This window comes from Kosakonia sp. H02 (assembly GCA_030704225.1).
In the GTDB taxonomy this organism is placed as follows: Bacteria; Pseudomonadota; Gammaproteobacteria; order Enterobacterales; family Enterobacteriaceae; genus Kosakonia.
Genome location: CP131915.1, coordinates 1,108,807 through 1,133,694 on the forward strand (window position 1 = coordinate 1,108,807; position 24,888 = coordinate 1,133,694).

At 55.0% G+C, this 24,888-nt stretch carries 18 protein-coding genes; 4 read left to right on the forward strand and 14 right to left on the reverse strand.

Annotated elements, in window-relative coordinates; all coding sequences use genetic code 11:
- The first annotated feature begins 518 nt into the window (after positions 1–518).
- Complete coding sequence (malT, locus tag Q5705_05300) at positions 519–3,224, forward strand: HTH-type transcriptional regulator MalT (GenBank protein WLI77973.1); 2,706 nt, start codon at positions 519–521, stop codon at positions 3,222–3,224.
- A gap of 6 nt (positions 3,225–3,230) precedes the next feature.
- Here the strand turns inward: malT and Q5705_05305 are convergent, their stop codons facing one another.
- From Q5705_05305 to glpE, 3 genes are read right to left on the reverse strand one after another with little or no spacing between them, the layout of a single operon-like run.
- Positions 3,231–3,989, reverse strand: coding sequence for a DeoR/GlpR family transcriptional regulator (locus Q5705_05305; GenBank protein WLI77974.1), 759 nt, complete (start codon positions 3,987–3,989; stop codon positions 3,231–3,233).
- 17 nt (positions 3,990–4,006) lie between these two features.
- Positions 4,007–4,837, reverse strand: a complete 831-nt coding sequence (glpG, locus tag Q5705_05310) for a rhomboid family intramembrane serine protease GlpG (protein ID WLI77975.1) — start codon at positions 4,835–4,837, stop codon at positions 4,007–4,009.
- Positions 4,838–4,895: 58 nt separating this feature from the next.
- Positions 4,896–5,225, reverse strand: coding sequence for a thiosulfate sulfurtransferase GlpE (gene glpE, locus Q5705_05315; protein WLI77976.1), 330 nt, complete (start codon positions 5,223–5,225; stop codon positions 4,896–4,898).
- Positions 5,226–5,414: 189 nt separating this feature from the next.
- Here glpE and glpD point away from each other — a divergent pair, with 189 nt between their 5' ends.
- Positions 5,415–6,920 carry a glycerol-3-phosphate dehydrogenase gene (gene glpD / locus Q5705_05320; GenBank protein WLI77977.1) on the forward strand — a complete coding sequence of 502 codons (1,506 nt, stop codon included), beginning with the start codon at positions 5,415–5,417 and terminating at the stop codon, positions 6,918–6,920.
- A gap of 360 nt (positions 6,921–7,280) precedes the next feature.
- Here glpD and glgP read toward each other — a convergent pair whose 3' ends face one another.
- The 6 genes from glgP to asd all read right to left on the reverse strand — a co-directional run bounded on the left by glgP (position 7,281) and on the right by asd (position 18,099).
- Positions 7,281–9,728 (reverse strand): glycogen phosphorylase, encoded by a 2,448-nt coding sequence (glgP, locus tag Q5705_05325; protein ID WLI77978.1) that lies wholly within the window; start codon positions 9,726–9,728, stop codon positions 7,281–7,283.
- Between the two features lie 19 nt (positions 9,729–9,747).
- On the reverse strand, positions 9,748–11,181 hold the full coding sequence (glgA, locus tag Q5705_05330; protein WLI77979.1) for a glycogen synthase GlgA: 1,434 nt from the start codon (positions 11,179–11,181) through the stop codon (positions 9,748–9,750).
- Between the two features lie 92 nt (positions 11,182–11,273).
- Positions 11,274–12,557, reverse strand: a complete 1,284-nt coding sequence (glgC, locus tag Q5705_05335) for a glucose-1-phosphate adenylyltransferase (protein ID WLI77980.1) — start codon at positions 12,555–12,557, stop codon at positions 11,274–11,276.
- A gap of 14 nt (positions 12,558–12,571) precedes the next feature.
- On the reverse strand, positions 12,572–14,548 hold the full coding sequence (glgX, locus tag Q5705_05340; GenBank protein WLI77981.1) for a glycogen debranching protein GlgX: 1,977 nt from the start codon (positions 14,546–14,548) through the stop codon (positions 12,572–12,574).
- Entirely contained in the window at positions 14,545–16,731 is a 2,187-nt protein-coding gene (glgB, locus tag Q5705_05345; protein WLI77982.1) for a 1,4-alpha-glucan branching enzyme, read from the reverse strand. Before glgB ends, glgX begins: the two co-directional genes overlap by 4 nt.
- A 261-nt stretch (positions 16,732–16,992) precedes the next feature.
- Positions 16,993–18,099 (reverse strand): aspartate-semialdehyde dehydrogenase, encoded by a 1,107-nt coding sequence (gene asd, locus Q5705_05350; protein WLI77983.1) that lies wholly within the window; start codon positions 18,097–18,099, stop codon positions 16,993–16,995.
- 173 nt (positions 18,100–18,272) lie between these two features.
- On the opposite strand from asd, the gene Q5705_05355 reads away from it, so the two are divergent.
- On the forward strand, positions 18,273–18,866 hold the full coding sequence (locus Q5705_05355) for a YhgN family NAAT transporter (protein ID WLI77984.1): 594 nt from the start codon (positions 18,273–18,275) through the stop codon (positions 18,864–18,866).
- Positions 18,867–18,925: 59 nt separating this feature from the next.
- On the opposite strand, the gene gntU is transcribed toward Q5705_05355, so the two are convergent.
- The 5 genes from gntU to Q5705_05380 all read right to left on the reverse strand — a co-directional run bounded on the left by gntU (position 18,926) and on the right by Q5705_05380 (position 23,888).
- Entirely contained in the window at positions 18,926–20,266 is a 1,341-nt protein-coding gene (gntU, locus tag Q5705_05360; protein ID WLI77985.1) for a gluconate transporter, read from the reverse strand.
- Complete coding sequence (gene gntK, locus Q5705_05365; protein ID WLI77986.1) at positions 20,263–20,796, reverse strand: gluconokinase; 534 nt, start codon at positions 20,794–20,796, stop codon at positions 20,263–20,265. Before gntK ends, gntU begins: the two co-directional genes overlap by 4 nt.
- Positions 20,797–20,933: 137 nt before the next feature.
- On the reverse strand, positions 20,934–21,929 hold the full coding sequence (gntR, locus tag Q5705_05370; GenBank protein WLI77987.1) for a gluconate operon transcriptional repressor GntR: 996 nt from the start codon (positions 21,927–21,929) through the stop codon (positions 20,934–20,936).
- 102 nt (positions 21,930–22,031) lie between these two features.
- Entirely contained in the window at positions 22,032–22,727 is a 696-nt protein-coding gene (locus tag Q5705_05375; GenBank protein ID WLI77988.1) for a pirin family protein, read from the reverse strand.
- Between the two features lie 123 nt (positions 22,728–22,850).
- A complete protein-coding gene (locus tag Q5705_05380; GenBank protein WLI78976.1) occupies positions 22,851–23,888 on the reverse strand; it encodes an oxidoreductase in 1,038 nt (345 codons plus the stop codon).
- 393 nt (positions 23,889–24,281) lie between these two features.
- On the opposite strand from Q5705_05380, the gene Q5705_05385 reads away from it, so the two are divergent.
- Positions 24,282–24,734 (forward strand): polymer-forming cytoskeletal protein, encoded by a 453-nt coding sequence (locus tag Q5705_05385; protein ID WLI77989.1) that lies wholly within the window; start codon positions 24,282–24,284, stop codon positions 24,732–24,734.
- Positions 24,735–24,888: the final 154 nt, after the last annotated feature.

The window sequence follows — 24,888 nt, forward strand, 5'->3', positions numbered from 1 at the left end:
TGAAATAAATCGACGTTTGCGCTAGTGTGCCTGGCTCAGGGTGTGACTTCCTCCTCCTGGCGGGGATTAGCCGGGGAGGAGCAGCGGGGATGAGCGAAAAAGTGTGATCGCTGCCTGTTAAAGGTAGCGGCTTTTACGCGCCTCGCTCAGCAATAAAATGAAATGTTGTTTCGGGATTAATTCATTTTGCCGGGATGAAAAAAAAGCGGAAATAATATTTCCGCCCCTCAAGCAAATTCTTTTCACTATTTGTGCGCTTAACTCGCCGTATCGGGTAAATATTCGTTATATATCCTCTGAAATTTACACGACAAATCCAGCATTTGCCCTGCGTTACGCGCCACGCCTGCGCTCGAATTATTGATGACATAAATAGAAATGTGACGTAGTGCAAATTCACAATCGTCAGATACGGACATAACTTGCAATAGTTCTTCATCTGGCCGACCTTATTACTATTAATTACGAAGCGCAAAAAAATTCCCATTGCAGTTTTCCCTCACAGTGAAGTGATAACTATGTTGATTCCGTCCAAACTAAGTCGCCCGGTTCGTCTCGACCACACGGTGGTGCGTGAACGTCTGCTGGCTAAACTTTCCGGCGCCAACAATTATCGGCTTGCGCTGGTAACCAGCCCTGCGGGCTACGGCAAAACCACCCTCGTCTCTCAATGGGCGGCGGGAAAGAATGACGTTGGCTGGTTCTCCCTTGATGAAGGCGATAACCAACAGGAGCGTTTTGCCTGCTACTTTATTGCCGCAGTTCAGCAGGCAACGGGGGGTCATTGCGCCAGTAGCGAGGTGATGGCGCAAAAACGCCAGTACGCCAGCCTGCCTTCGCTCTTCTCGCAACTGTTTGTGGAACTGACTGAATGGCAGCGCCCGTTATATCTGGTGATTGATGATTACCACCTGATAACCAATCCGGTTATTCACGATGCGATGCGCTTCTTCTTGCGCCATCAACCCGAAAACCTGACGTTGATTGTCCTGTCGCGCAACCTGCCGCAACTCGGCATCGCTAACTTGCGCGTGCGCGAACAACTGCTGGAAGTGGGCAGCCATCAGCTCGCTTTTACCCACCAGGAAGCCAAACAGTTTTTTGATTGTCGGCTGAACGCCCCCATCGAAGCCGCAGAGAGCAGCCGCCTGTGTGACGATGTGGCCGGTTGGGCTACGGCACTGCAACTTATCGCTCTTTCCGCCCGGCAAAACCACAGCGCGCCGCACCAGTCTGCGCGCCGCCTGGCGGGGATAAACGCCAGCCATCTCTCCGATTATCTGGTCGATGAAGTCCTCGATAATGTTGATATCAATACCCGCCAGTTTCTGCTGAAAAGTGCCCTGTTGCGCTCGATGAATGACGCGCTGATTGTGCGCGTCACCGGCGAAGAGAACGGGCAAATGCGCCTCGAAGAGATTGAACGCCAGGGCTTGTTCCTGCAACGCATGGACGATTCCGGCGAATGGTTTAGTTACCACCCGCTGTTTGGCAATTTCCTGCGCCAGCGCTGCCAGTGGGAATTAGCCACTGAGCTGCCGGATATTCACCGCGCGGCGGCGGAAAGCTGGATGGCGCAAGGCTTCCCCAGCGAAGCCATCCACCACGCGCTGGCCGCAGGCGATGGCAATATGCTGCGCGATATTCTGCTGCATCACGCCTGGGGATTGTTTAACCACAGCGAACTGAGCGTGCTGGAAGAATCCCTTAAAGCCCTGCCGTGGGAAAGCCTGCTGGAAAACCCGCGTCTGGTGCTGTTGCAGGCCTGGCTGATGCAAAGCCAGCACCGCTACAGCGAAGTGAACACCCTGCTGGCACGCGCCGAGCAGGAGATGACCACCCAGATGGACGCCTCGCTGCACGGCGACTTTAACGCCCTACGCGCCCAGGTGGCGATTAACGCTGGCGATCCGGTGGAAGCCGAGCGGCTGGCGATGGTGGCGTTAGACGAGCTGCCGCTGGCGAATTATTACAGCCGGATTGTGGCAACCTCAGTGCATGGTGAAGTGCTGCACTGTAAAGGCGAACTGGCGAATTCCCTCGCTGTGATGCAACAAACCGAGCAGATGGCGCGGCGTCACGATGTCTGGCATTACGCGCTGTGGAGTCTTATTCAGCAGAGCGAAATCCTGTTTGCGCAGGGTTTCCTGCAAGCGGCGTGGGAGATGCAGGAGAAAGCGTTTGTGCTGATCCGCGAGCAGCATCTTGAGCAGTTGCCGATGCACGAATTTTTATTGCGTATCCGCGCGCAGCTTCTGTGGGCGTGGGCGCGGCTGGATGAAGCCGAAGCGGCGGCGCGTCAGGGCCTGGACGTGCTCGTCGCGCTACAACCGCAGCAGCAGTTACAGTGCCTGGCGTTGATCGTGCAAGTGTCCCTGGCTCGCGGCGATCTCGATAACGCCCGGAGCCATCTGCATCGCCTGGAAAACCTGCTCGGTAACGGCCAGTATCACAGTGATTGGGTCTCGAACGCCGACAAAGTGCGGGTGATTTACTGGCAAATGACCGGCGATAAAAACGCCGCCGCGCAGTGGCTGCGCCAGACGCCGAAACCGGAGTTCGCCAATAACCATTTCCTGCAAAGCCAGTGGCGCAATATCGCCCGCGCGCAGATCCTGCTGGGGGATTTCGACCCGGCAGAAATGGTGCTGGAAGAGTTAAACGACAATGCGCGCAGCCTGCGCTTAATGAGCGACATCAACCGCAACCTGTTACTGCTCAATCAACTTTACTGGCACGCCGGGCGCAAAAACGACGCCCAGCGCGTGCTGCTGGAAGCCTTACAGCTTGCTAACCGCACCGGGTTTATCAGCCACTTTGTGATTGAAGGCGAGCCGATGGCGCAGCAGTTGCGCCAGCTTATTCAGCTCAACACGCTACCAGAGCTGGATCAGCACCGCGCGCAGCGCATCCTGCGCGATATTAACCAGCATCATCGCCATAAATTTGCCCATTTTGATGAGAATTTTGTCGAGCGGTTGCTGGCAAACCCGGAAGTGCCGGAGCTTATTCGCACCAGCCCGCTGACGCAGCGCGAGTGGCAAGTATTGGGGCTTATCTATTCCGGTTACAGCAATGAACAAATAGCCGGGGAACTGGCCGTCGCGGCGACGACCATCAAAACGCATATCCGCAACCTGTATCAGAAGCTTGGCGTTGCCCATCGCCAGGATGCGGTACAACATGCGCAGCAGTTGCTAAAGATCATGGGCTACGGCGTGTAACACCGCTTAGCACAACTCCAGTTGCACGTTGTTATGGGTGATCACCTGCATGACCCCGGCGGGCGGCAAAATGTCGGTATACACCGCGTCAACCAGGCTGATGCTGCCCATATTCACCATCGCGTTGCGGCCAAACTTCGAGTGATCCACCACCAGCATCACATGACGCGAGTTTTCAATAATCGCGCGTTTCGTGCGCACTTCGTGATAATCGAACTCCAGCAGTGAGCCGTCTGCGTCGATGCCGCTAATGCCGAGGATGCCGAAATCGAGGCGGAACTGAGAGATAAAATCGAGGGTCGCCTCGCCGACAATCCCGCCGTCGCGGCTGCGTAATTCGCCGCCCGCCAGAATGACGCGAAAATCCTCTTTTTTCATTAAGGTGTTAGCGACGTTCAGGTTGTTGGTGACAACGCGCAAATCGCTGTGGTTAAGCAGCGCGTGAGCGACCGCTTCCGGCGTGGTGCCGATATCAATAAACAGCGTTGCGCCGTTGGGGATTTGCTCGGCCACTTTACGGGCAATGCGCTCTTTTTCCGCCATCAACGTCGTTTTGCGGTCGTGCCAGGAGGTGTTCTCCGAACTGGAGGGCAACGCAGCGCCGCCGTGGTGACGTAAGATTTTATTTTGATCCGCAAGATCGTTCAGATCGCGACGAATGGTCTGCGGACTAACGGAAAATTGTTCGACCAACTCTTCGGTACTGACATATCCCTGTTGTTTAACCAGTTCAATAATGGCGTCATGACGCTGTGTTTGTTTCATGAATTATCCCGGGAAAATTATGTTCGTTTTCGCACATTCTGCGAGTCCACCAGCGCCATCGAAAGTCCTATGATCAGGCCAGCCGTGTGTGCGCCGTTGGCAATGGCGAAGCCCGTTAAACCGAACCATTCCGCCACCATTAATAACACCGTAAAAATAAACAACCCATTTGGTAACGCGACTTGCGGCTCGGGATCGCGCACGCCGCGCAACCACACATAGCCAATCAGCGCGTAAACCACGCCGGACAAACCGCCAAACCACGGACCGGAGAGCTGGTGCTGCACAAACCCACTGAGCAGCGCACTGATAAGCGTGATGACCACCAGTTTACCGGTGCCGAGGCGTTTTTCTACCGCTCCGCCAAGATACCACCACCAGAAGAGGTTGAAGATAATATGCACCAGCGAAAAATGCATTATCGCGTGGGTAAAGTAGCGCCACACTTCAAACTGCACGCTGGCATCCCACGGCCAGGCGAGCAGCGCCATCACGGTTTGGTCGCCAATGGCGCTCATCACCACAAACACAATCACACAGAGTGCAGCGACGATAAGCGTTAATGGCCCGCCGCGTTCACGCAGGGCCGCCGAGACGGGAAAACGGCGGTAGTGTAAGCCGCTGTTGGTGTGCCCGGATTGCCAACTTGCCGCGAAATAGCGTGGGTCAGCAGGGTTTTCCATAAAGCGCGCCAGTTCACTGCGCACGCGCTCGGCCTGGCTCTCATCCGCCAGCCAGATATCACTTTGCTCATGATGTTGAATCGTCAGGATAACGCCCTGAGTCTGCATATAATCGACAAACGCCTGGGCGACGCGGGGGTTAGCAAAAGAGGTAATCATCAACATGACGGGCGTCGCTTAATCCATACAAAGAGAGACAGTATAGCGGAGAGAGGCCGTCGGCCTAAAGCGTGCCGTGCGCCACTTCCGCCGGGAAATGGCGATGCCACGCATCAAAGCCGCCATCCACGCTGTAAACCTGGTCGTAACCCTGTTGCAGCAAATATTGCGCGGCACCTTTACTGCTGTTGCCGTGATAGCACATCACCATGACCGGCGTGTCGAAATCGTTATCGCGCATAAACGCGCCCAACGTGTCGTTGGTTAAATGAAACGCGCCCGGCGTATGGCCCATCGCGAAGCTTTGCGGATCGCGGATATCCACCAGCACGGCCTGCTGTTGATGCAATTTCTGGTGGGTTTCTTCTACGTTAATGCACTCAAAGTGATCCATGACGTTCTCTTTATTGACACAAGTTAGAGCTATGCTGCCGACAAGTGTACGTCGTGACGGCAGTGAAACGCCATTATGTTATGCATATCACTCTAAATTGTTTTTTTGATGTTACCAAAGGCGCGTTCCTTTGCTATTATGAGCGATATCGAACATTTATGAGCTTTTACGAAAGTGCGTGAGGACAGCATGGAAACCAAAGATTTGATTGTGATAGGCGGGGGCATTAATGGTGCCGGTATCGCGGTTGACGCCGCAGGGCGTGGTTTATCCGTGCTGATGCTGGAGGCTCAGGATCTCGCTTGCGCGACATCCAGCAACAGCTCCAAATTGATTCACGGCGGCCTGCGCTACCTTGAACACTATGAATTCCGCCTGGTGAGCGAAGCGCTCGCCGAACGTGAAGTGCTGCTGAAAATGGCGCCGCATATTGCCTTCCCGATGCGTTTTCGTCTGCCGCACCGCCCGCATTTGCGCCCGGCGTGGATGATCCGCATTGGTCTGTTTATGTACGATCACCTGGGCAAACGCACCAGTCTGCCTGCGTCTAAAAGTTTGCGTTTTGGCTCAGAGTCGGTCCTGAAACCGGAAATCGTGCGCGGTTTCGAATATTCCGACTGCTGGGTGGACGACGCCCGGTTGGTGCTGGCGAATGCGCAGATGGTTGAGCGTAAAGGCGGGAAAGTGTTAACCCGTACCCGTGCAACCAGCGCGCGTCGCGAAAATGGCTTGTGGATTGTCGAAGCGGAAGATATCGACACCGGGGAAAAATTTAGCTGGAAAGCACGAGGTCTGGTCAATGCCACCGGCCCGTGGGTGAAGGAGTTCTTTGATGACGGTATGCATCTGCCGTCGCCCTACGGCATTCGCCTGATCAAAGGCAGCCATATTGTGGTGCCGCGCGCGCACTCGCAGAAACAGGCGTATATCCTGCAAAACGAAGATAAGCGCATTGTCTTTGTCATCCCGTGGATGGACGAGTTTTCCATTATCGGCACCACCGATGTGGAGTATCACGGCGATCCGAAAAACGTGAAGATCGACGATGACGAGATCAACTATTTGCTGAACGTCTATAACGATCACTTCAAAAAACAGCTTACCCGCGACGATATCGCCTGGACTTACTCCGGCGTGCGTCCGCTGTGCGATGACGAGTCCGATTCGCCGCAGGCTATCACCCGTGATTACACGCTGGATATCCACGATGAAAACGGTCAGGCCCCGCTGCTGTCGGTGTTCGGCGGGAAGTTAACCACCTACCGTAAGCTGGCTGAACATGCGCTGGAGAAACTGACGCCGTACTACAAAGGCATCGGCCCGGCGTGGACGAAAGCGTGCGTGTTGCCGGGTGGCGAGATCGCGGGCGATCGCGATGATTACGCCGCGAAACTGCGCCGCAAATACCCATTTATCAGTGAATCAATGGCGCGTCATTATGCCCGCACGTACGGCAGCAACAGCGAGTTGATTCTGGCGAATGCCAGCAGCCTTGAGGCGTTGGGCGAGCACTTCGGCCATGAGTTGTATGAAGCCGAGCTGCGTTACCTGGTCGAGCACGAATGGGTGCGTCGTCTGGACGATGCAATCTGGCGTCGTACCAAGCTTGGAATGTGGCTGAATGACGAGGAGCAGGCGCGCGTGGCGCAGTGGTTGACGCGTCACAGCAAAGCGGAATTGTCATTGGCGTCGTAGTTGTTGTTTTGCCGGATGGCGGCTGCGCCTTATCCGGCCTACGGGTTTTGTAGGCCCGGTAAGCGAAGCGCCACCGGGCGTTTGTTTTGTAGGCCCGGGAAGCAAAGCGCCACCGGGCGTTTGTTTTGTAGGCCCGGGAAGCAAAGCGCCACCGGGCGTTTGTTTTGTAGGCCCGGGAAGCAAAGCGCCACCGGGCGTTTGTTTTGTAGGCCCGGGAAGCAAAGCGCCACCGGGCGTTTGTTTTGTAGGCCCGGGAAGCAAAGCGCCACCGGGCGTTTGTTTTGTAGGCCCGGTAAGCGAAGCGCCACCGGGCGTTTGTTTTGTAGGCCCGGTAAGCGCAGCGCCACCGGGCAACGTCCCTTAAAGTCGAACCGGTTTGATATTCCAGATATGCTCGGCGTACTCCTGAATCGTGCGGTCAGACGAGAAATACCCCATATTGGCGATATTGCGCATCGCTTTGGTGGTCCACTCTTCCGGATGCTGATAAAGCGCGTCCACCTTATCCTGGCAATCGACATAACTGCGGTAATCCGCCAGCACCTGATAATGGTCACCAAAGTTAATTAATGAATCCACCAAATCGCGGTAGCGTCCTGGCTCCTGCGGGCTAAACAGCCCGGTAGCGATTTGCGTTAGCACCTGATGCAACTCTTCATCTTTTTCATAGTATTCGCGCGGTTTATAGCCCTGACGACGCAGCGCTTCCACTTCATCCGCCGTGTTACCAAAGATAAAGATATTCTCTTCGCCGACGTGCTCCAGCATTTCGACATTCGCGCCGTCCAGCGTACCAATGGTCAGCGCGCCGTTAAGGGCAAATTTCATATTACTGGTGCCCGAGGCTTCCGTGCCCGCCAGCGAGATCTGCTCCGAAAGATCCGCCGCCGGAATAATCACCTGCGCCAGACTGACGCTGTAGTTCGGGATAAACACCACTTTCAGCTTGTCGCCGATTTGCGGATCGTTGTTGATCACCTGCGCGACATCGTTGATCAGGTGAATAATGTGCTTCGCCATGTAATACGCCGACGCCGCTTTTCCGGCGAAGATATTCACACGCGGCACCCATTGCGCCGTCGGATCGGCCTTGATGCGGTTATAACGCGTGATGACATGCAGCACATTCATCAACTGGCGTTTGTATTCGTGAATACGTTTGATCTGCACATCGAACAGCGCTTTCGGGTTGACCACCACGTTTAGCTGCTGCGCAATCACCGTTGCCAGCCGCTTTTTGTTCTCGAGCTTGGCCTGACGCACCGCCTGGTTCACCGCCGGAAAATCAATATGCTCTTCCAGCTCGCTAAGCTGGCTGAGATCGGTTCGCCAGGTGCGGCCAATGTTTTCATCCAGCACCTCTGAAAGCGATGGGTTCGCCAGCGCCAGCCAGCGGCGCGGCGTCACGCCGTTAGTGACATTGAGAAAACGCATCGGGAAGATATCGGCGAAATCGGCAAACAACGACTGCACCATCAAATTAGAGTGCAGTTCCGACACGCCGTTAACTTTGTGGCTCACCACCACCGCCAGCCACGCCATCCGCACGCGGCGGCCGCTGGACTCGTCAATAATCGACGCGCGGCTCAGCAGTTCGGTGTTGTTAGGATGCTGTTCCTGCAACGTCTTCATAAAGTAATCATTAATCTCGAAGATGATTTGCAGATGACGCGGCAAAATTTTGCCCAGCATCTCTACCGGCCACGTCTCCAGCGCTTCGCTCATCAGCGTATGGTTGGTGTACGAGAACACCTGGCAGGTCACTTCAAATGCCTCATCCCACTCGAACTTATGCTCATCAATCAGCAGGCGCATCAGTTCAGGAATCGACAGCACCGGGTGCGTGTCGTTCAGGTGAATGGCGATTTTATCCGCCAGGTTGCTGTAAGTCTGGTGCAACTGATAGTGGCGGCTCAGGATATCCTGCACCGTTGCCGAGACGAGGAAATACTCCTGGCGCAGGCGTAATTCACGCCCGGAGTAGGTGGAATCATCCGGGTAGAGCACGCGTGACACGTTTTCCGAATGGTTTTTATCTTCCACCGCCGCGAAGTAATCACCCTGGTTAAATTTACCGAGGTTGATTTCGCTACTCGCCTGCGCATTCCACAAGCGCAGCGTATTGGTCGCATCGGTATCATAACCGGGGATAATCTGGTCGTAGGCCACCGCGAGGATCTCTTCGGTTTCGACCCAGCGGCTTTTTCTCCCCTCTTGCTGGATACGCCCGCCAAAACGTACTTTGTAGCGCGTGTTGTGGCGTTTGAATTCCCACGGGTTACCGTACTCCAGCCAGTAATCAGGGGACTCTTTCTGCCGACCGTCGACAATGTTCTGTTTGAACATGCCGTAGTCGTAGCGAATACCGTAACCGCGTCCCGGCAACCCAAGCGTTGCCAGCGAGTCGAGGAAACAGGCTGCCAGTCGTCCAAGACCGCCGTTACCCAGCCCTGGGTCATTCTCTTCATCGATCAGCTCTTCAAGATCGAGGCCCATCTCATCCAGCGCGTTTTTCACGTCCTCATAAATACCGAGTGACAACAACGCGTTGGAAAGGGTGCGGCCAATCAGAAACTCCATCGACAGGTAGTAAACCTGCCGTACTTCCTGGGAGAGTTGCGCGCGGGTGGAACGCAGCCAGCGCTCCACCAGACGATCGCGAACGGCGAACAGGGTGGCGTTCAGCCATTCATGCTTGTTAGCGATAACCGGATCTTTACCGATCGTGAACATCAGTTTGTAGGCAATCGAATGTTTTAATGCCTCAACGCTTAACGTCGGTGAGGCATAAGTAAACGGAGCATTCATATGCGTGATTCCTGGAAAACTATTTCAACCGAGTGTAAAGATCGCGGTAAGACTGCGCTGCGACCTGCCAGCTAAAATCCATTGCCATCGCCTGGCGCTGTACAAAACGCCACAGTGAAGGACGGGACCACAACACAAAAGCACGTCTGATCGCGCGAAGCAATGACCAGGCGTTACTGTCTTCAAACACAAACCCGCTGGCGACGCCGTCAGCGAGATTTTCCAGCGAGCTGTCGGAAACGGTATCGGCCAGCCCGCCGGTACGGCGTACCAGCGGTAAGGTGCCGTATTTCAAGCCATATAATTGCGTTAAGCCGCACGGCTCAAAGCGGCTTGGCACCAGAATCACATCCGCCCCGCCCATAATGCGGTGCGAGAACGCTTCGTGATAACCAATCTGTACGCCAACCTGCCCCGGATGTTCGGCCGCGGCGGCGAGAAAACCTTCCTGTAACACCGGATCGCCCGCGCCAAGTAGCGCCAGTTGCCCGCCCTGCTCCAGCAAACCGGGCAGCGCTTCCAGCACCAGGTCCAGCCCTTTCTGGCTGGTCAGGCGGCTGACCACGGCAAACACCGGCACTTTATCGTTGACCTTCAGGCCCATGGCGATTTGCAACTGGCGTTTGTTTTCCGCCTTCTCTTCCAGCGTGTCGCGGGTGTAGCGCGCGCCGAGCAGCAAGTCTGTCGCCGGATCCCAAATCTTCTCATCAACGCCGTTGAGAATGCCGCTCAGACGGCCTTCTTGCTGACGCTGGCGTAACAAGCCTTCCATGCCATACGCGTAATGCGGCTCGGTGATTTCCCGTGCATAGGTTGGGCTGACGGCGGTGATATGGTCCGCGTAATACAAACCCGCCTTCAGGAAGGAGATCTGTCCGTTGAACTCCAGCCCGTGCATATTAAAGAACGACCATGGCAGCCCGATGTCATTCATATGTTGTGCATAAAACATGCCCTGATAGGCCAGGTTATGCACCGTAAACACCGATTTCGCCGGGTGGCCATTGGCCGCCAGATAGGCCGGTGTCAGACCGGCATGCCAGTCGTGCGCATGCACGATATCCGGACGCCAGAACGGATCCAGCCCGCTGGCCATTTCGCTGCCGACCCAACCGAGCAGTGCAAAACGCAGCACGTTGTCCGTGTAGGCAAACTGGTTCGTGTCGTGATAAGGGCTACCGGGTCGATCGTATAAATGCGGCGCATCGATCATGTAAATCCCCACCCCGTTGAAATGGCCGAACAGCAGGGCTATCTTCCCGGCGAACGTATCGCGACGGGAGACAACCTGGGCGTCGGTCACACCACGACGAATATCCGGGAACGCAGGCAACAGAACGCGCGTATCCACACCACCGGCAATTTGTGCCGCAGGCAACGCGCCAATCACATCCGCCAGACCGCCGGTCTTCAGCAACGGAAACATCTCAGAACATACATGTAAAACCTGCATTATCGCTCCTGTTCAAAACCGCCCGGTATGCATTACCGTTAACGGAAAAACAGCACGCGGACCCCTTCCGCGCAAGGTTGTAGTTGGTGTTTTCAGCTTTTTAATTTGCGCAGCATTTCGCGCGTAACCAGCACAATGCCTTCTTCCGATCGGTAAAACCGCCGCGCGTCTTCTTCCGCGTTCTCGCCGATGACCGTCCCTTCCGGTATCTCGCAGGCCCGGTCAATAATGCAGCGGCGCAGGCGGCAGGAACGGCCTACCCAGACATCGGGCAGCAGTACCGCTGAGTCGATATTGCAGAATGAGTTGATACGTACGCGGGAGAAGAGTACCGACTGCACGACAACCGATCCTGAAATAACACAGCCGCCGGAGACCAGCGAGTTCAGCGTCATGCCGTGGCTACCGGATCTGTCCTGGACGAATTTCGCCGGTGGCAATGATTGATTATAGGTACGGATAGGCCAGTTTTGATCGTACATGTCCAGTTCGGGCATCACTGAGGCCAAATCAAGGTTCGTTTTCCAGTAGGCTTCAAGCGTGCCGACATCGCGCCAGTACGGCTCAGAGTTCGGGTCGGACTGCACGCAGGACAACGGGAAAGGATGAGCATAGGCCATCCCCGCTTTGACGATTTTCGGCAGAATATCTTTGCCAAAGTCGTGGCTGGAGTTGTCGTTTTTATCGTCCTCCTCCAGCAAGTCGTAGAGGTATTGCGCATCGAAAATATAGATGCCCATGCTGGCGAGCGCTTTGCTCTCATCGCCAGGCATGCTCGGCGGGTTAGTGGGCTTTTCCACGAAATCGACCACTTTGCTGTTCTCGTCAACCGCCATCACGCCAAAAGCGGTGGCTTCGTGAACCGGCACCGGCAAACAGGCCACCGTGCATTGCGACCCTTTTTCAACATGGTCGAGCAGCATGCGCGAGTAATCCTGTTTGTAGATATGATCCCCCGCCAGAATCACAATGTATTCAGCGCGATAGCGGCGGATAATATCGAGATTCTGCGTCACTGCATCGGCGGTACCGCGATACCAGTGTTCACCGTGTACGCGCTGCTGGGCGGGCAATAAATCGACAAACTCATTCATCTCATTATTGAAAAAGGACCAGCCGCGCTGAATATGTTGGATCAGGGTGTGCGATTGATACTGCGTGATCACCCCGATGCGTCGAATGCCGGAGTTGATGCAGTTGGAAAGGGCAAAATCGATGATGCGAAACTTGCCGCCGAAGTGTACCGCAGGTTTGGCGCGTTTTTTGGTTAAATCTTTCAGACGCGTCCCGCGACCGCCCGCCAGGATCAGGGCGACGGATTTTAACGGCAGCTGGCGCGCTAACATTGTAGGGTCGTTCTTATCTAATCTCACCATGACTGGCTCCGTTTTTATAACCGCTGAAATACGCACACACCGTGCGCAGGCCCATGCCAGACAGTTATCACGACCGGATTGTCTTCTCCGGCAAAGGGCGAAATGGCACACCAGCCGCCCGCGGGTAACACAATTTCTGCCACATCAGAGGTGGCATTGAGCGTGATTAGCACGCTGTCTGATAACAGAATCTGTAAGCGGTGGACGCCGTTTTGCCACTCATGCGGCGTTAACGGCTGCCCTTTATCGTTAAACCAGGCGACATTACCGTCGCCCTCTTCCCACCACGCATCACGTGTTAGCGCCGCAATCTGCTGGCGCACCTTAATCAGCGCGGCGGTAAACGCCATCAGCCCGCGATCCGCCCCGGACCAGTCGAGCCAGGTCAGCGCATTATCCTGACAATAGGCGTTGTTATTGCCGTGCTGGCTATGGCCGAATTCATCGCCCGCCAGCAGCATCGGCGTCCCTTGCGACAGCAGAAGCGTGGTCAGCAGCGCGTGCTGGCTTGCGCGTCGGCGTTCTGTCACATCAAGGCTCGCCTCCAGCCCTTCCGTGCCGTGGTTCCAGCTATGGTTATCGTGGGTGCCATCGCGGTTATCTTCTCCGTTCGCCTGGTTGTGTTTGTGGTTAAAGCAAACACAATCGCACAGCGTAAAACCATCATGCGCAGTAACCAGATTGACCGACGCCGACGGTAAACGCCCCGCGCGTTTGAAAACATCGCTGGAGGCGGCAAACCGCCCGGCAAAGGCGCCCAGCGGCAGCGACTGCTCCAGCCAGAAGCGGCGCGTGGCATCGCGAAAATGGTCGTTCCACTCGGCAAACGGCGCAGGGAAATTACCCACCTGATAACCGCCCGGCCCGATATCCCACGGTTCTGCGATCAGTTTGAGGAAGCGCAATTGCGGGTCGTTTTTGATGGCGGCAAACAGCGGTGCCTGCTGGCTGAATTCCGGCGTGCGCCCCATGACCGGCGCCAGATCAAAACGAAATCCGTCAATGTGAAACGTCTCAGCCCAGTAACGCAGACAGGCATGGGCATATTCCACGACGCCGGGATTGCTCAAATTGAGCGTGTTACCGCAGCCGGTCCAGTTGTGGTAATCGCCGTCGTCTCTGATCCAATAATAGCTACGGTTATCAATTCCGCGCAGGGAGAAGGTCGGCCCATCGAGATCCGTTTCTGCGCTGTGATTAAGCACAATATCGAGGATCACTTCGATTCCCGCCTGGTGGAGCGCTTTCACCGCCGCGCGAAATTCATTAATCGCCTGGTGCGGATTGCTGGCATAGGCAGGATGCAGGGCAAACAGCGCCAGCGGGTTGTAGCCCCAGTAGTTACTCAGCCCTAGCCGTTGCAGGCGCGGTTCACTGGCGAAATGGGCAATCGGTAGCAGTTCCAGAGCGGTAATGCCGAGCTGTTTAAACCAGGCAATCATCACCGGGTGGCCCAGCGCTTTGTAGGTGCCGCGAAGGTTTTCAGGAATGTCCGGGTGCAGCCAGGTCAGCCCTTTGACGTGCGCTTCATAAATGACGGTGTTGCCCCACGGAATACGCGGCAGCGTGTCATCTTCCCAGTCGAACGCGTCATTGACGACGACGCTGCGCAACCCGAGCGCAGCGTTGTCGTGGGGATCGGGAATGTCATAGCCGTCATGAAACAGCGGGTTATCTACCGCGTCGCCTTCAACGCGATGTGCGCAAGGATCGAGCAGCAATTTGGCCGGGTTAAAACGGTGACCCCCCGCCGGTTCCCATGGGCCATGTACCCGGTAACCGTAACGCTGGCCCGCTTTCGCGCCCGGCAGAAAACCGTGCCAGATGTCGCCCGTGCGGGCGGGCAGATCGACGCGTTGTTCATTGCCTTCGTCATCGAACAGGCAAAGTTCTACGCGCCCGGCATGGGCAGAGAACAGCGTGAAATTCACGCCGTTGCCCTGCACCTGTGCGCCGGGCGGTGCCGCCGAGCCTGCCGTCAGGGTTGTCATTCCCCCTCCCGCACCAGCCAGATGGTGGCCAGCGGCGGCAGCGTCAGCGAAAGCGAATGTTGACGCCCGCGATTTTCAATCTCATCGCTGTGCACCACACCGCCATTACCGGTGTTACTGCCGTGGTAATGCATCGAATCGCTGTTCAGCTCTTCGCGCCAGCGCCCTGGCTGGTTAATCCCCACGCGATAACCGACGCGCGGAACCGGCGTAAAGTTGCTGGCAACGATGATTTCATTGCCCTGTTTGTCGCGGCGAACAAAGACAAACACCGAGGCTTCGCTGTCGTCGACCACCAGCCATTCAAAGCCGTAGGGATCAAAATCGAGTTCATGCAGCGGCTTATGGTGTCGATACAGGGCGTTCATATCGCGTACTAAGCGCTGGACGCCGTGATGCCAGTTGTCGCCGCCTTCCAGCAGGTGCCAGTCCAGGCTGCCGTCGTGGTCCCATTCACGCCCCTGGGCGAATTCGCCGCCCATAAACATCAATTTCTTACCAGGGAATGCCCACATCCAGGCGTAGTAGGCGCGCAGGTTGGCAAACTTCTGCCAGGCATCACCGGGCATACGGTCAAGAATCGATTTCTTACCGTGCACCACTTCGTCATGGGAGAGCGGCAGAATAAAGTTTTCGGTGTAGTTGTAGACCATACCGAAAGTGAGCTTGTGGTGATGGTACTTGCGGTACACCGGATCCAGCTTCATGTAGTCCAGCGTGTCGTGCATCCAGCCGAGGTTCCATTTGTACCAGAAGCCGAGACCGCCCGATGACGGTGGACGCGAGACGCCGGCAAAGTCGGTCGACTCCTCCGCCATGGTCACCGCACCAGGCGCTTGTTCGCCGATAATGCGGTTGGTATCACGCAGGAATTTAATCGCTTCGAGGTTCTCACGACCGCCATATTCGTTGGGGATCCACTCGCCCTCTTTGCGGCTGTAATCACGGTAAATCATCGACGCCACCGCATCGACACGCAGCGCGTCAATGCCGAAGCGCTCAATCCAGTACAGTGCGTTGCCGACCAGATAGTTGCTCACTTCACGGCGACCGTAGTTATAAATCAGCGTGTTCCAGTCCTGGTGATACCCTTCGCGCGGATCGCTGTGCTCGTAGAGTTTGGTGCCGTCGAATTCAGCAAGACCAAAATCATCGGACGGAAAGTGTCCCGGCACCCAATCGAGGATCACGCTCAGACCGGCAGCATGGGCGGTGTGGATGAAGTGCAGAAAATCATCACGCGTGCCGAAACGGCGCGTTGGCGCATACATGCCGGTGGGTTGATAACCCCAACTGCCGTCGAACGGGTGTTCGTTGATCGGCAGCAGCTCCAGGTGGGTGAAGCCCATCCATTTGGCGTAGGGCACCAGTTGATCCGCCAGTTCGCGGTAGCTGAGCCAGAAATTGTTATCGGTGTGGCGTCGCCATGAGCCTAAATGCACTTCATAGATACTGATTGGCGCGTCGAACTGGTTCGCCTGCTTACGCTCTTCGCTTTGCGTTTTCTTGCCCGGCAGGCCGCAGATAAGCGACGCGTTGTCCGGACGCATTTGCCCTTCAAAGGCGTAGGGATCGGCTTTGATCCGCAGCCTGCCTTGCGCATCGATCATCTCAAATTTATAGAGTTGCCCGTTCAGAGCACCGGGAATAAACAGTTCCCAGATGCCACTTTCACGACGCAAACGCATGGGGTGGCGACGCCCGTCCCAGTAGTTAAACTGCCCAACCACCGAGACACGTCGCGCGTTAGGTGCCCACACGGAGAATCGCGTTCCCACGACGCCATCCATTGTGTCGGCATGTGCGCCGAGGGTTTCGTAAGGCCGTAAATGCGTACCTTCACTGAGCAGCCAGGCATCCATCTCCTGAATTAACGGGCCAAACCGGTAGGGATCATCAATCAGGTTCTGCTGGCCGTGCCAGACGACAGCAAACTGATAATTAAACGGATTCTTACGACGTGCCACCACGCCGCTGAAAAAGCCTCGGGAGTCCAGACACTCCAGTTTCGCCACTTTGCGCCCGGTTTTCGGTTCAATAACCCAGACTTCCGTGGCATCGGGTAGCAGTGCGCGAACTTCCAGACCCGCATCTGTGCGATGCATTCCCAGAACAGCAAAAGGATCGGCAAAATGGCCGGCAATAAGTGCATTAATCACGTCTTTATCAACATGAACAGACATGGTTCTCATCCTGTTGTTGTGGTATCGCACCTTCCACCGTATGTATGTGCGGTTGCGATACTTTTTTTTAACCTGAACGGTGCCGCACTTCATGTGCAATTCACTGCTCCGTTCCACTTTCAGGCAAAATGTTAAGACACCCAATCTAAAGCATAGCCAACGCTTTCAGACTCCTGAGAAAATAAACGCCTCACTGATTCTTTTTGCCAAAAAAGCATAAAAAAAGGGGTGCCGAAGCACCCCTTGTGGTTGGGAATTCTGTTATGCCAGTTGGCGCAACATGCGACGTAGCGGTTCCGCCGCGCCCCACAATAACTGGTCGCCAACGGTAAAAGCGGAGAGGAATTCCGGCCCCATATTCAGTTTACGCAGGCGGCCAACCGGCGTGGTCAGCGTGCCGGTAACGGCGGCTGGGGTCAGTTCGCGCATGCTGATTTCACGGTCATTCGGCACCACTTTCGCCCACGGGTTATGCGCCGCCAGCAGTTCTTCAACGGTCGGGATCGAGACATCTTTTTTCAGTTTGATGGTGAACGCCTGGCTATGGCAGCGCAGCGCGCCGATACGCACGCACAGGCCATCGACCGGAATAGTGGTTGGCGTGTTGAGAATTTTGTTGGTTTCCGCCTGGCCTTTCCACTCTTCACGGCTCTGACCGTTATCAAGTTGTTTGTCGATCCACGGGATCAGGCTGCCCGCCAGCGGCACACCGAAGTTGTCTGTGGCCAGATCGCCACTGCGGGTAAGCGCGGTGACTTTGCGCTCAATGTCGAGAATGGCAGACGCCGGGTTTTCCAGCTCGGTCGCAACGTGGTGATGCAGCTGACCCATTTGCGTCAGCAGCTCGCGCATGTGACGCGCGCCACCGCCGGACGCCGCCTGGTAAGTGGCAACGGAAACCCACTCCACCAGATCGCTTGCGAACAGACCGCCGAGGGACATCAGCATCAGGCTGACGGTACAGTTGCCGCCAACAAAGGTCTTCACGCCGTTGTTCAGACCGTCGTTGATAACGGCCTGGTTTACCGGGTCGAGAATAATAATGGCGTCATCTTTCATGCGTAACGATGAGGCAGCGTCAATCCAGTAGCCCTGCCAGCCGCTTTCACGAAGCTTTGGATAGATTTCGTTGGTATAATCGCCGCCCTGGCAGGTGACAATGATGTCGAGCGCCTTCAGCGCATCCAGATTAAATGCATCCTGGAGCGTGCCTGCCGCCTGGCCGCCAAATGCGGGTGCTGCCTGGCCAAACTGGGACGTGGAAAAGAAGACAGGGCGAATGGCGTCAAAGTCATGCTCTTCAACCATGCGTTGCATGAGGACAGAGCCGACCATACCGCGCCAGCCGATAAAACCAACATTTTTCATAGCGAATTCCTGCGAAGGTGTGTGCTGTTGTGCGTGCGAGCCAGTTCCACTGGCAAGGTTCCACATTACAAAATGCAGCCAAAGTCGCAAGTGAAATTAATCAATGATAGCGAATGCATCAGAAACGCAGCTAATCTTTGCCTTTTTGCCGCATGTGTCCGGGATAAGAATCAATGAATGAAATCATCTCCGCCGCCGTACTGTTGATCCTGATAATGGATCCGCTGGGCAACCTGCCTATTTTTATGTCGGTGCTCAAACACACCGAGCCAAAGCGCCGACGGGCGATCATGATTCGCGAACTGCTTATCGCGCTGCTGGTGATGTTTATTTTTCTGTTTGCGGGCGAGAAGATCCTCTCGGTGTTAAATCTGCGCGCGGAAACGGTGTCGATTTCCGGCGGGATTATTCTGTTCCTGATTGCCATTAAGATGATTTTCCCCAGCGAGTCCGGCAGCAGTTCCGGCCTGCCCGCCGGTGAGGAACCGTTTATCGTGCCGCTGGCAATTCCGCTGGTCGCAGGCCCTACGCTATTGGCAACGCTGATGCTGCTTTCCCATCAATATCCCAATCAAATGGGGCACCTGGTGATTGCGCTCATTATTGCCTGGGGCGGAACCGTCGCCATCCTGCTGCAATCAACGCTGTTTTTGCGTCTGCTGGGTGAAAAAGGCGTGAACGCGCTGGAGCGGTTGATGGGTTTGATTCTGGTGATGCTCGCCACCCAAATGTTCCTTGATGGGATTCGGGTGTGGATGAAGGGGTAATGCATTTAAAACCCGACCTACGGAGGCCCGGTAAGCGTAGCGCCACCGGGCTTGAGAATTTAACTCAACAGCGAAAACGCAATCATCCCGATAATCGCACCGGTGGTGCCGAGGATGGTTTCCATCATCGTCCAGGTTTTCAGGGTTTGACCTTCTGTCGCGCCGGTAAAGCGGCCATACAGCCAGAAACCGGCGTCATTCACGTGGCTCACCACAATCGAACCGCCCGCGATACAGATAGAGAGTGCCGCCATCTGCGCGCCGTTGAAGTGCAGTTGTTCGATAACCGGCATCACCAGACCGACTGCGGTCAGACAAGCAACCGTCGCGGAACCCTGAATAATGCGCACCGCGGCTGCCAGCACAAAGCAGGTAATCGCGATCGGCAAGCCCATTCCGGTCAGTGCTTCGCCCAGTGCCGGGCCCACGCCGGAATCAACCAGTACCTGCTTGAACACGCCGCCTGCCCCAATTACCAGCAGAATAATCCCCGCTGGTTGCAGCGCCTGGCCGCAGATTTCCATCACCCGGTCTTTCGGCATGCCCTGGCGAATCGCCAGACCATAAATCGCCACCAGACACGCCACGAGGATCGCAGTGAACGGATGGCCGATAAATTCCAGCCAGTCGTACAGGCTACTGCCTTCTGCCACAAAACGCGCGGCGATGGTTTTCATTCCCACCAACACCAGCGGCAGCAGGATCAGCGCCAGGCTGAAGCCGAACGACGGCATCTTGCCCTCACCTAAATGCGGCTCGCTCACGTCATCCGGGATATGCAGTTCCACATGACGGCTAATAAAGTTGCCCCACAGCGGGCCGGCAACCAGCATGCCCGGAATTGCCGCGCACAGGCCAATCAGGATCATCCAGCCAAAATCAGCGTGCATCTGCGAAGCCAGCAGCATCGGCGCAGGCCCCGGCAGCAGAAAGGCCGCTGCTGCCGCAACACCGGCAAACAGCGGGATCACCAGTTTCACCAGATTGGTGCCGGTATGGCGCGCCATTGAGAACGCGACGCTAATCAGCAGCACGATTGCCACTTCGAAGAACAGCGGCAGAGCGCAAATCAGCCCCGCCAGACCAATCGCATAATGAGCGCGACTGTGGCCGAAAGATTTCAGCATTTTGACGGCAATTTGATCCACCGCGCCGGTTTCATGCAGGATTTTGCCGAACATCGCACCGAGCGCCACCACAATCGCGAGGAAGCCCAGCGTACCGCCCATCCCTTTTTCCATGGTTTGCGCGATTTTAATTAACGGCATCCCGGAAAAAAGCCCTGCACCAATAGAAACCACCATCAATGCAACGAAAGCATGCATACGCGCTTTCATTACTAAAAACAGCAGCAGTAAAACGGAACCTACTGCTGTTAAAACAAGAGTTAATGTACTCACTGCGCACTGCCTTTATTGATCACTTCAATAGTGCTGGCAACCACGCCTTCCAGCGGCTGGTTAATGTCCACCACCAGCACATCGCGTTCGTCTTCGCCCGGCTCTTGCAGGGTTTCGAACTGCGTTACCAGCATCTGCGTTTTGAAGAAATGGCCTTTGCGCGCTTTCAGGCGGCTTTCGATAACATCGAATTCGCCCTTCAGGTAGATAAAGGAGAGGTTCGGGTTACCTTCACGCAGCAGGTCGCGGTAGTGTTTTTTCAGCGCGGAGCAAACGATCAGCGACACTTTGTTGGTGCGCTGCATGGCGAAAGCGGCATCGTTTAACGCCTGCAACCACGGTTTGCGGTCGTCGTCGTTTAGCGGTTCGCCGGACGCCATTTTGGTGATGTTGCTGCGCGGGTGGAGGAAATCGCCGTCGAGGAACGCGGCCTTTAATTGATACGCCACTTCACTGGCGACAGCAGATTTACCACTGCCGGAAACGCCCATCAGAACATAGACGTGATGATCAAGGTTAGTTGTGCTCAAAGGGTAGCCCCCACGGGTGCAAGAGTGAATTGTTACGGGTAACTGTTATCGGTAACATTGTCCTGCCGGGATCCATGAGAAGCAATATCCATTCGTGCCAGAGATAAATAAGTGTGAGCTACTTCAAATTTGTCAGACTAAATAGATCCACCTGGTGACAAAGTGAAACCTAAATCTAACATTTTCGGCGTAACTACTTCACCACGGATGCGCGCCAGCAGACGTTCCGCGCCGATTCGCCCCATGCGTTCACGCGGCGTCAGCACGCTCGCCAGACGCGGCTCCATCACCTGGCCAATGTCGTGACCGTGGAACCCGGCGATTGCCATATCTTGTGGAATTTTTAACCCCAGACGCTGGCACTCAAACGCTGCGCCCACGGCAAGGTCATCGTTCGTACAGAAAATCCCGTCAAGTTGCGGGTACTCGCGGCGCGCCTGGCGCATCAGCTCAATTCCGGCGGTGTAAGAGGACGACTGTTCCACCATCACGCTGTACGGCGTAAGCCCGGCGTCCAGCATCGCCTGCTCGTAACCCTTCTGTTTGATGATAGTACGTTCATCCAGACGTGCGCCGAGATAGGCAACGCGCTGATGACCGCGCGCAAGAATAGCGGCGGTGATTTGCCGGGCGGCTTCGAAATTATCAAAGCCGACGGCAATATCGAGGCACGGGGATTTGCTGTCCATCAGCTCCACAACCGGAATGCCTGCGACTTCAATCATTTTCAGCGTACGCGGCGTGTGGGTTCGTTCGGTGAGGATCAGGCCGTCAATGTTCCAGGAGAGCATCGATTCCAGGCGCTCCTCTTCCATTTCGGCTTTGTAACCGTAGTGCGCGAGCATGGTTTGATAGCCGTGCGCATCGGTCACGCTTTCTATTCCGCGTAACACTTCGGCAAAAACCTGGTTGGTCAGCGAAGGAAGAAGCACGCCAATCGCCCGGCTGGTGGCGTTAGAAAGAATATCGGGAGCCCGATTAGGAATGTAGCCCAGCTCATCAAGGGCTGCGGCGATTTTGCCACGTAAGGCGACGGAGACTTGTTCCGGGTTACGCAAAAAACGGCTGACCGTCATTTTGGTCACGCCAACGCGGTCGGCCACATCCTGAAGTACGGGTCTTTTCTTTTTCATCGTCCTGACATTTTACACAGAGAGAGATTTTCTGAGTTTATCACGGACAATGCGCAACCTTCCGGTGTTAACCCAAAGGTTGCGCTATTTATTTACGCCACATCAAACCGGCGGCAGATCGAACAGTAGAATTTCGCTGTCGCTATCGGCGTGCACCGAGATAGCCTGCTCATCTGCAATCGCCAGACCATCACTGGTTGTCGCTTTGGTGCCGTTAATGGTGACGTCACCTTTTACCACCTGGATCCACACGCGGCGGTCAGCGGCAACCTGATGGACAGACTGCTCATCTTTCAACAGCGCCCAGCGATAGAGTTCCATATCCTGATGCACTTTCAGCGAGCCTTCACGTGCATCCGGCGACAGGACCAACTGTTTGCCTTGCACGGCATCGAAACGGCGCTGCTCGTAGCGCGGCGTAATGCCGGTGGTTTCTGGAATGATCCAGATTTGGTACAGATGCAAACGTTCAGTTTCGCTGGGGTTGTACTCAGAGTGACGGACCCCGGTACCGGCGCTCATAATCTGGAATTCACCTGCCGGAACCTGCTCTTTGTTGCCCATGCTGTCCTGGTGTTCAACCGCGCCTTCCAGCACATAGGTGAGAATTTCCATATCTTTATGCGGGTGAGTACCAAAACCCTGGCCCGGATCGATCACGTCGTCGTTAATCACGCGCAGTGCCGAAAAGCCCATAAAATTCGGATCGTAATAGTTGGCAAAGGAGAAGGTATGCCAGGAATCCAGCCAGCCATGATTTGCGTGACCACGGTCATTTGCTTTGCGTAAGAAAATCATCTTTTTTACCCCCGTATGTTTGCGATGGGGTAAGTGTGGACGTAAAACATGAGCAATCATAGAGGGTGAAAATTGACTCCTCTGTTCAAAAAAAATGAACAACAGCAGAGGAGCCTTTCCCCCTTATTTCACAAGGGTTATGGTCGCTGGTGAGGCCTGTTCAAAGGCGCGTTCCAGCAGTTCCAGGTTGGTAAGAACCTCAGATTCCTTGACGTAATTTGGCGCACCGTTAACCAGCGTCTCATAGAGCGCATCGTACACGCGGCCATAGTCGCCGGTTTCCGGGGCTATCTCTTCACGCACCGTTTCGCCCGCTGCGTTAACGTACTCAAGAATGCCGATGCTGTCATCGGCGGCAAAACCCGCTTCACCCGGCATAATATTGGCTTTCAGGCTGGTTTCCTGTTGGTCGATACCGTATTTGATAAACGAACCTTTGGTGCCGTGGACAATAAATTTCGGGTACTCGATCTTCACCAGATGGCTGGTTTTGACGATGGCTTTTAAATCGCCATAAAAGAGCTGCGCTTCAAAGGTGTCGTCAGGGTTGGCTTTGTTACGCAGGCTACGGATATCAAAAGCAGCGTGATCCGGGCGGCCAAATAACGAAATGATTTGATCCATGGTGTGTACGCCAAGGCCATAAAACGATCCGTCCTGCGGCAGGCCAGGTTTGGTTTCCACCACCGGGCGGTAATAATCAAAATGGCTTTCGACTTCGACGATATCGCCAAGTTTGCCGCTTTCAATCACCTTTTTGGTGGTCAGGAAGCAGGAGTCAAAGCGGCGGTTCTGATACGGCGAAACCGTCAGCCCTTTGCTTTTTGCCAGTTCAAACAGCGTGATCGCTTCGGCCATCGTCGGTGTAAACGGCTTTTCCACCAGCACGTTTTTACCCGCTTCCAGCGCGCGTTTGGCATAGTCGAAATGGCTATCGGCGTGGGTACAGACGACAACCAGTTTGACCTGCGGATCGTTCAGTACATCATCAAGCGAGCTTGTGAAGTGAATATGTTGATATTGCGGATGCTGCTCTTCCGGTTTCGGATGGCGGCGGAAAATATGCGCCACATGCCAGTTGGCTTTGCGGTTGAGAACATACGGCAGGTGATAGCGGGTGGTACTTTTACCGAATCCAATAAATGCGCAATGTAGGGTCATCATGTCGTCCTTTGCAGAATGTCTTTTAACCTTAGCGCAAGCATCGGACGAGCTGAACCCTGAACAATCTGTTTATGAATTATTGTTATTAATATTAATCATTTATATATTCCTAATTTGATCCTGGTCACTTGACCCCCCTCGCCGATTCCCGCATAACACTCCCCGCAAGATTTCTTCTTGCTCATTTCACGGGTCAGAAGCACCCATCACGCAGGGAGTCGCGCGCAAAACACCATGGAAAGGCAATATCGGTATTTGAATCTCGCACTCGCTCTTTGGGCTTTCGCACTGGCGAGCTGGTGTATGGACGCCCGGCTCTGGGCACATATTGCGGCAGCACTGGCGCTTCTCGGCTTCCTCTTACACACTGTACAAAACCAGGTTAATGCTATGTTTGGCAAAGATAAAACCCCTAAAACTCCCCCTTTACCCACGGTCAATGCGCCGCTGAATAACGAAAAAGAGACGCAGCGAGAAGAGAAACAAAACACGGTGATTGCCGGTGGCTCGCAGTTTGTTGGCAATATCGTTTCCACCGGTCAGGTGCATGTTTTCGGGACACTTACCGGCAATATCGACGCCAAAGACAATGTTGTCAGGATCATGCGCAACGGCGTGGTAGAGGGAAATATTACCTGCCGCGAACTGTTTATCGACGGAACGGTGAACGGTGAATGCGCCAGCGAAACGATCAATATCGAAGAAAACGGCATGATTACCGGCGTGTTAACGTACAGCGCGTTGACCATCAAAAAAGGCGGAACCTTCTCTGGTCAGGCGAAGATCGTCGCCCCTGCGGCAAAAAACGTCGTGGAGAAAGAGAAAAAGAAAGGCGCTGAATAACAGGTAAAAAAAAAAAGCCAGCACCCGGCTGGCTAAGAAATACTGGAAGCAATGTGAGCAATGTCGTGCTTTCAGGTTACCGCATGGTGTCCCTGAACGCATGGCAATAATAATCATTATCATTCGCACTTGTCCACCCCTTTCTGTTAAAAAA

What these genes read in the sequence shown, in the direction of transcription:
- malT (WLI77973.1), top strand. Translation starts at nt 519, where the DNA reads ATGTTGATTCCGTCCAAACTAAGTCGCCCGGTTCGTCTCGACCACACG.
- Q5705_05305 (WLI77974.1), bottom strand. Translation starts at nt 3,989, where the DNA reads ATGAAACAAACACAGCGTCATGACGCCATTATTGAACTGGTTAAACAA.
- glpG (WLI77975.1), bottom strand. Translation starts at nt 4,837, where the DNA reads ATGTTGATGATTACCTCTTTTGCTAACCCCCGCGTCGCCCAGGCGTTT.
- glpE (WLI77976.1), bottom strand. Translation starts at nt 5,225, where the DNA reads ATGGATCACTTTGAGTGCATTAACGTAGAAGAAACCCACCAGAAATTG.
- glpD (WLI77977.1), top strand. Translation starts at nt 5,415, where the DNA reads ATGGAAACCAAAGATTTGATTGTGATAGGCGGGGGCATTAATGGTGCC.
- glgP (WLI77978.1), bottom strand. Translation starts at nt 9,728, where the DNA reads ATGAATGCTCCGTTTACTTATGCCTCACCGACGTTAAGCGTTGAGGCA.
- glgA (WLI77979.1), bottom strand. Translation starts at nt 11,181, where the DNA reads ATGCAGGTTTTACATGTATGTTCTGAGATGTTTCCGTTGCTGAAGACC.
- glgC (WLI77980.1), bottom strand. Translation starts at nt 12,557, where the DNA reads ATGGTGAGATTAGATAAGAACGACCCTACAATGTTAGCGCGCCAGCTG.
- glgX (WLI77981.1), bottom strand. Translation starts at nt 14,548, where the DNA reads ATGACAACCCTGACGGCAGGCTCGGCGGCACCGCCCGGCGCACAGGTG.
- glgB (WLI77982.1), bottom strand. Translation starts at nt 16,731, where the DNA reads ATGTCTGTTCATGTTGATAAAGACGTGATTAATGCACTTATTGCCGGC.
- asd (WLI77983.1), bottom strand. Translation starts at nt 18,099, where the DNA reads ATGAAAAATGTTGGTTTTATCGGCTGGCGCGGTATGGTCGGCTCTGTC.
- Q5705_05355 (WLI77984.1), top strand. Translation starts at nt 18,273, where the DNA reads ATGAATGAAATCATCTCCGCCGCCGTACTGTTGATCCTGATAATGGAT.
- gntR (WLI77987.1), bottom strand. Translation starts at nt 21,929, where the DNA reads ATGAAAAAGAAAAGACCCGTACTTCAGGATGTGGCCGACCGCGTTGGC.
- Q5705_05375 (WLI77988.1), bottom strand. Translation starts at nt 22,727, where the DNA reads ATGATTTTCTTACGCAAAGCAAATGACCGTGGTCACGCAAATCATGGC.
- Q5705_05380 (WLI78976.1), bottom strand. Translation starts at nt 23,888, where the DNA reads ATGACCCTACATTGCGCATTTATTGGATTCGGTAAAAGTACCACCCGC.
- Q5705_05385 (WLI77989.1), top strand. Translation starts at nt 24,282, where the DNA reads ATGTTTGGCAAAGATAAAACCCCTAAAACTCCCCCTTTACCCACGGTC.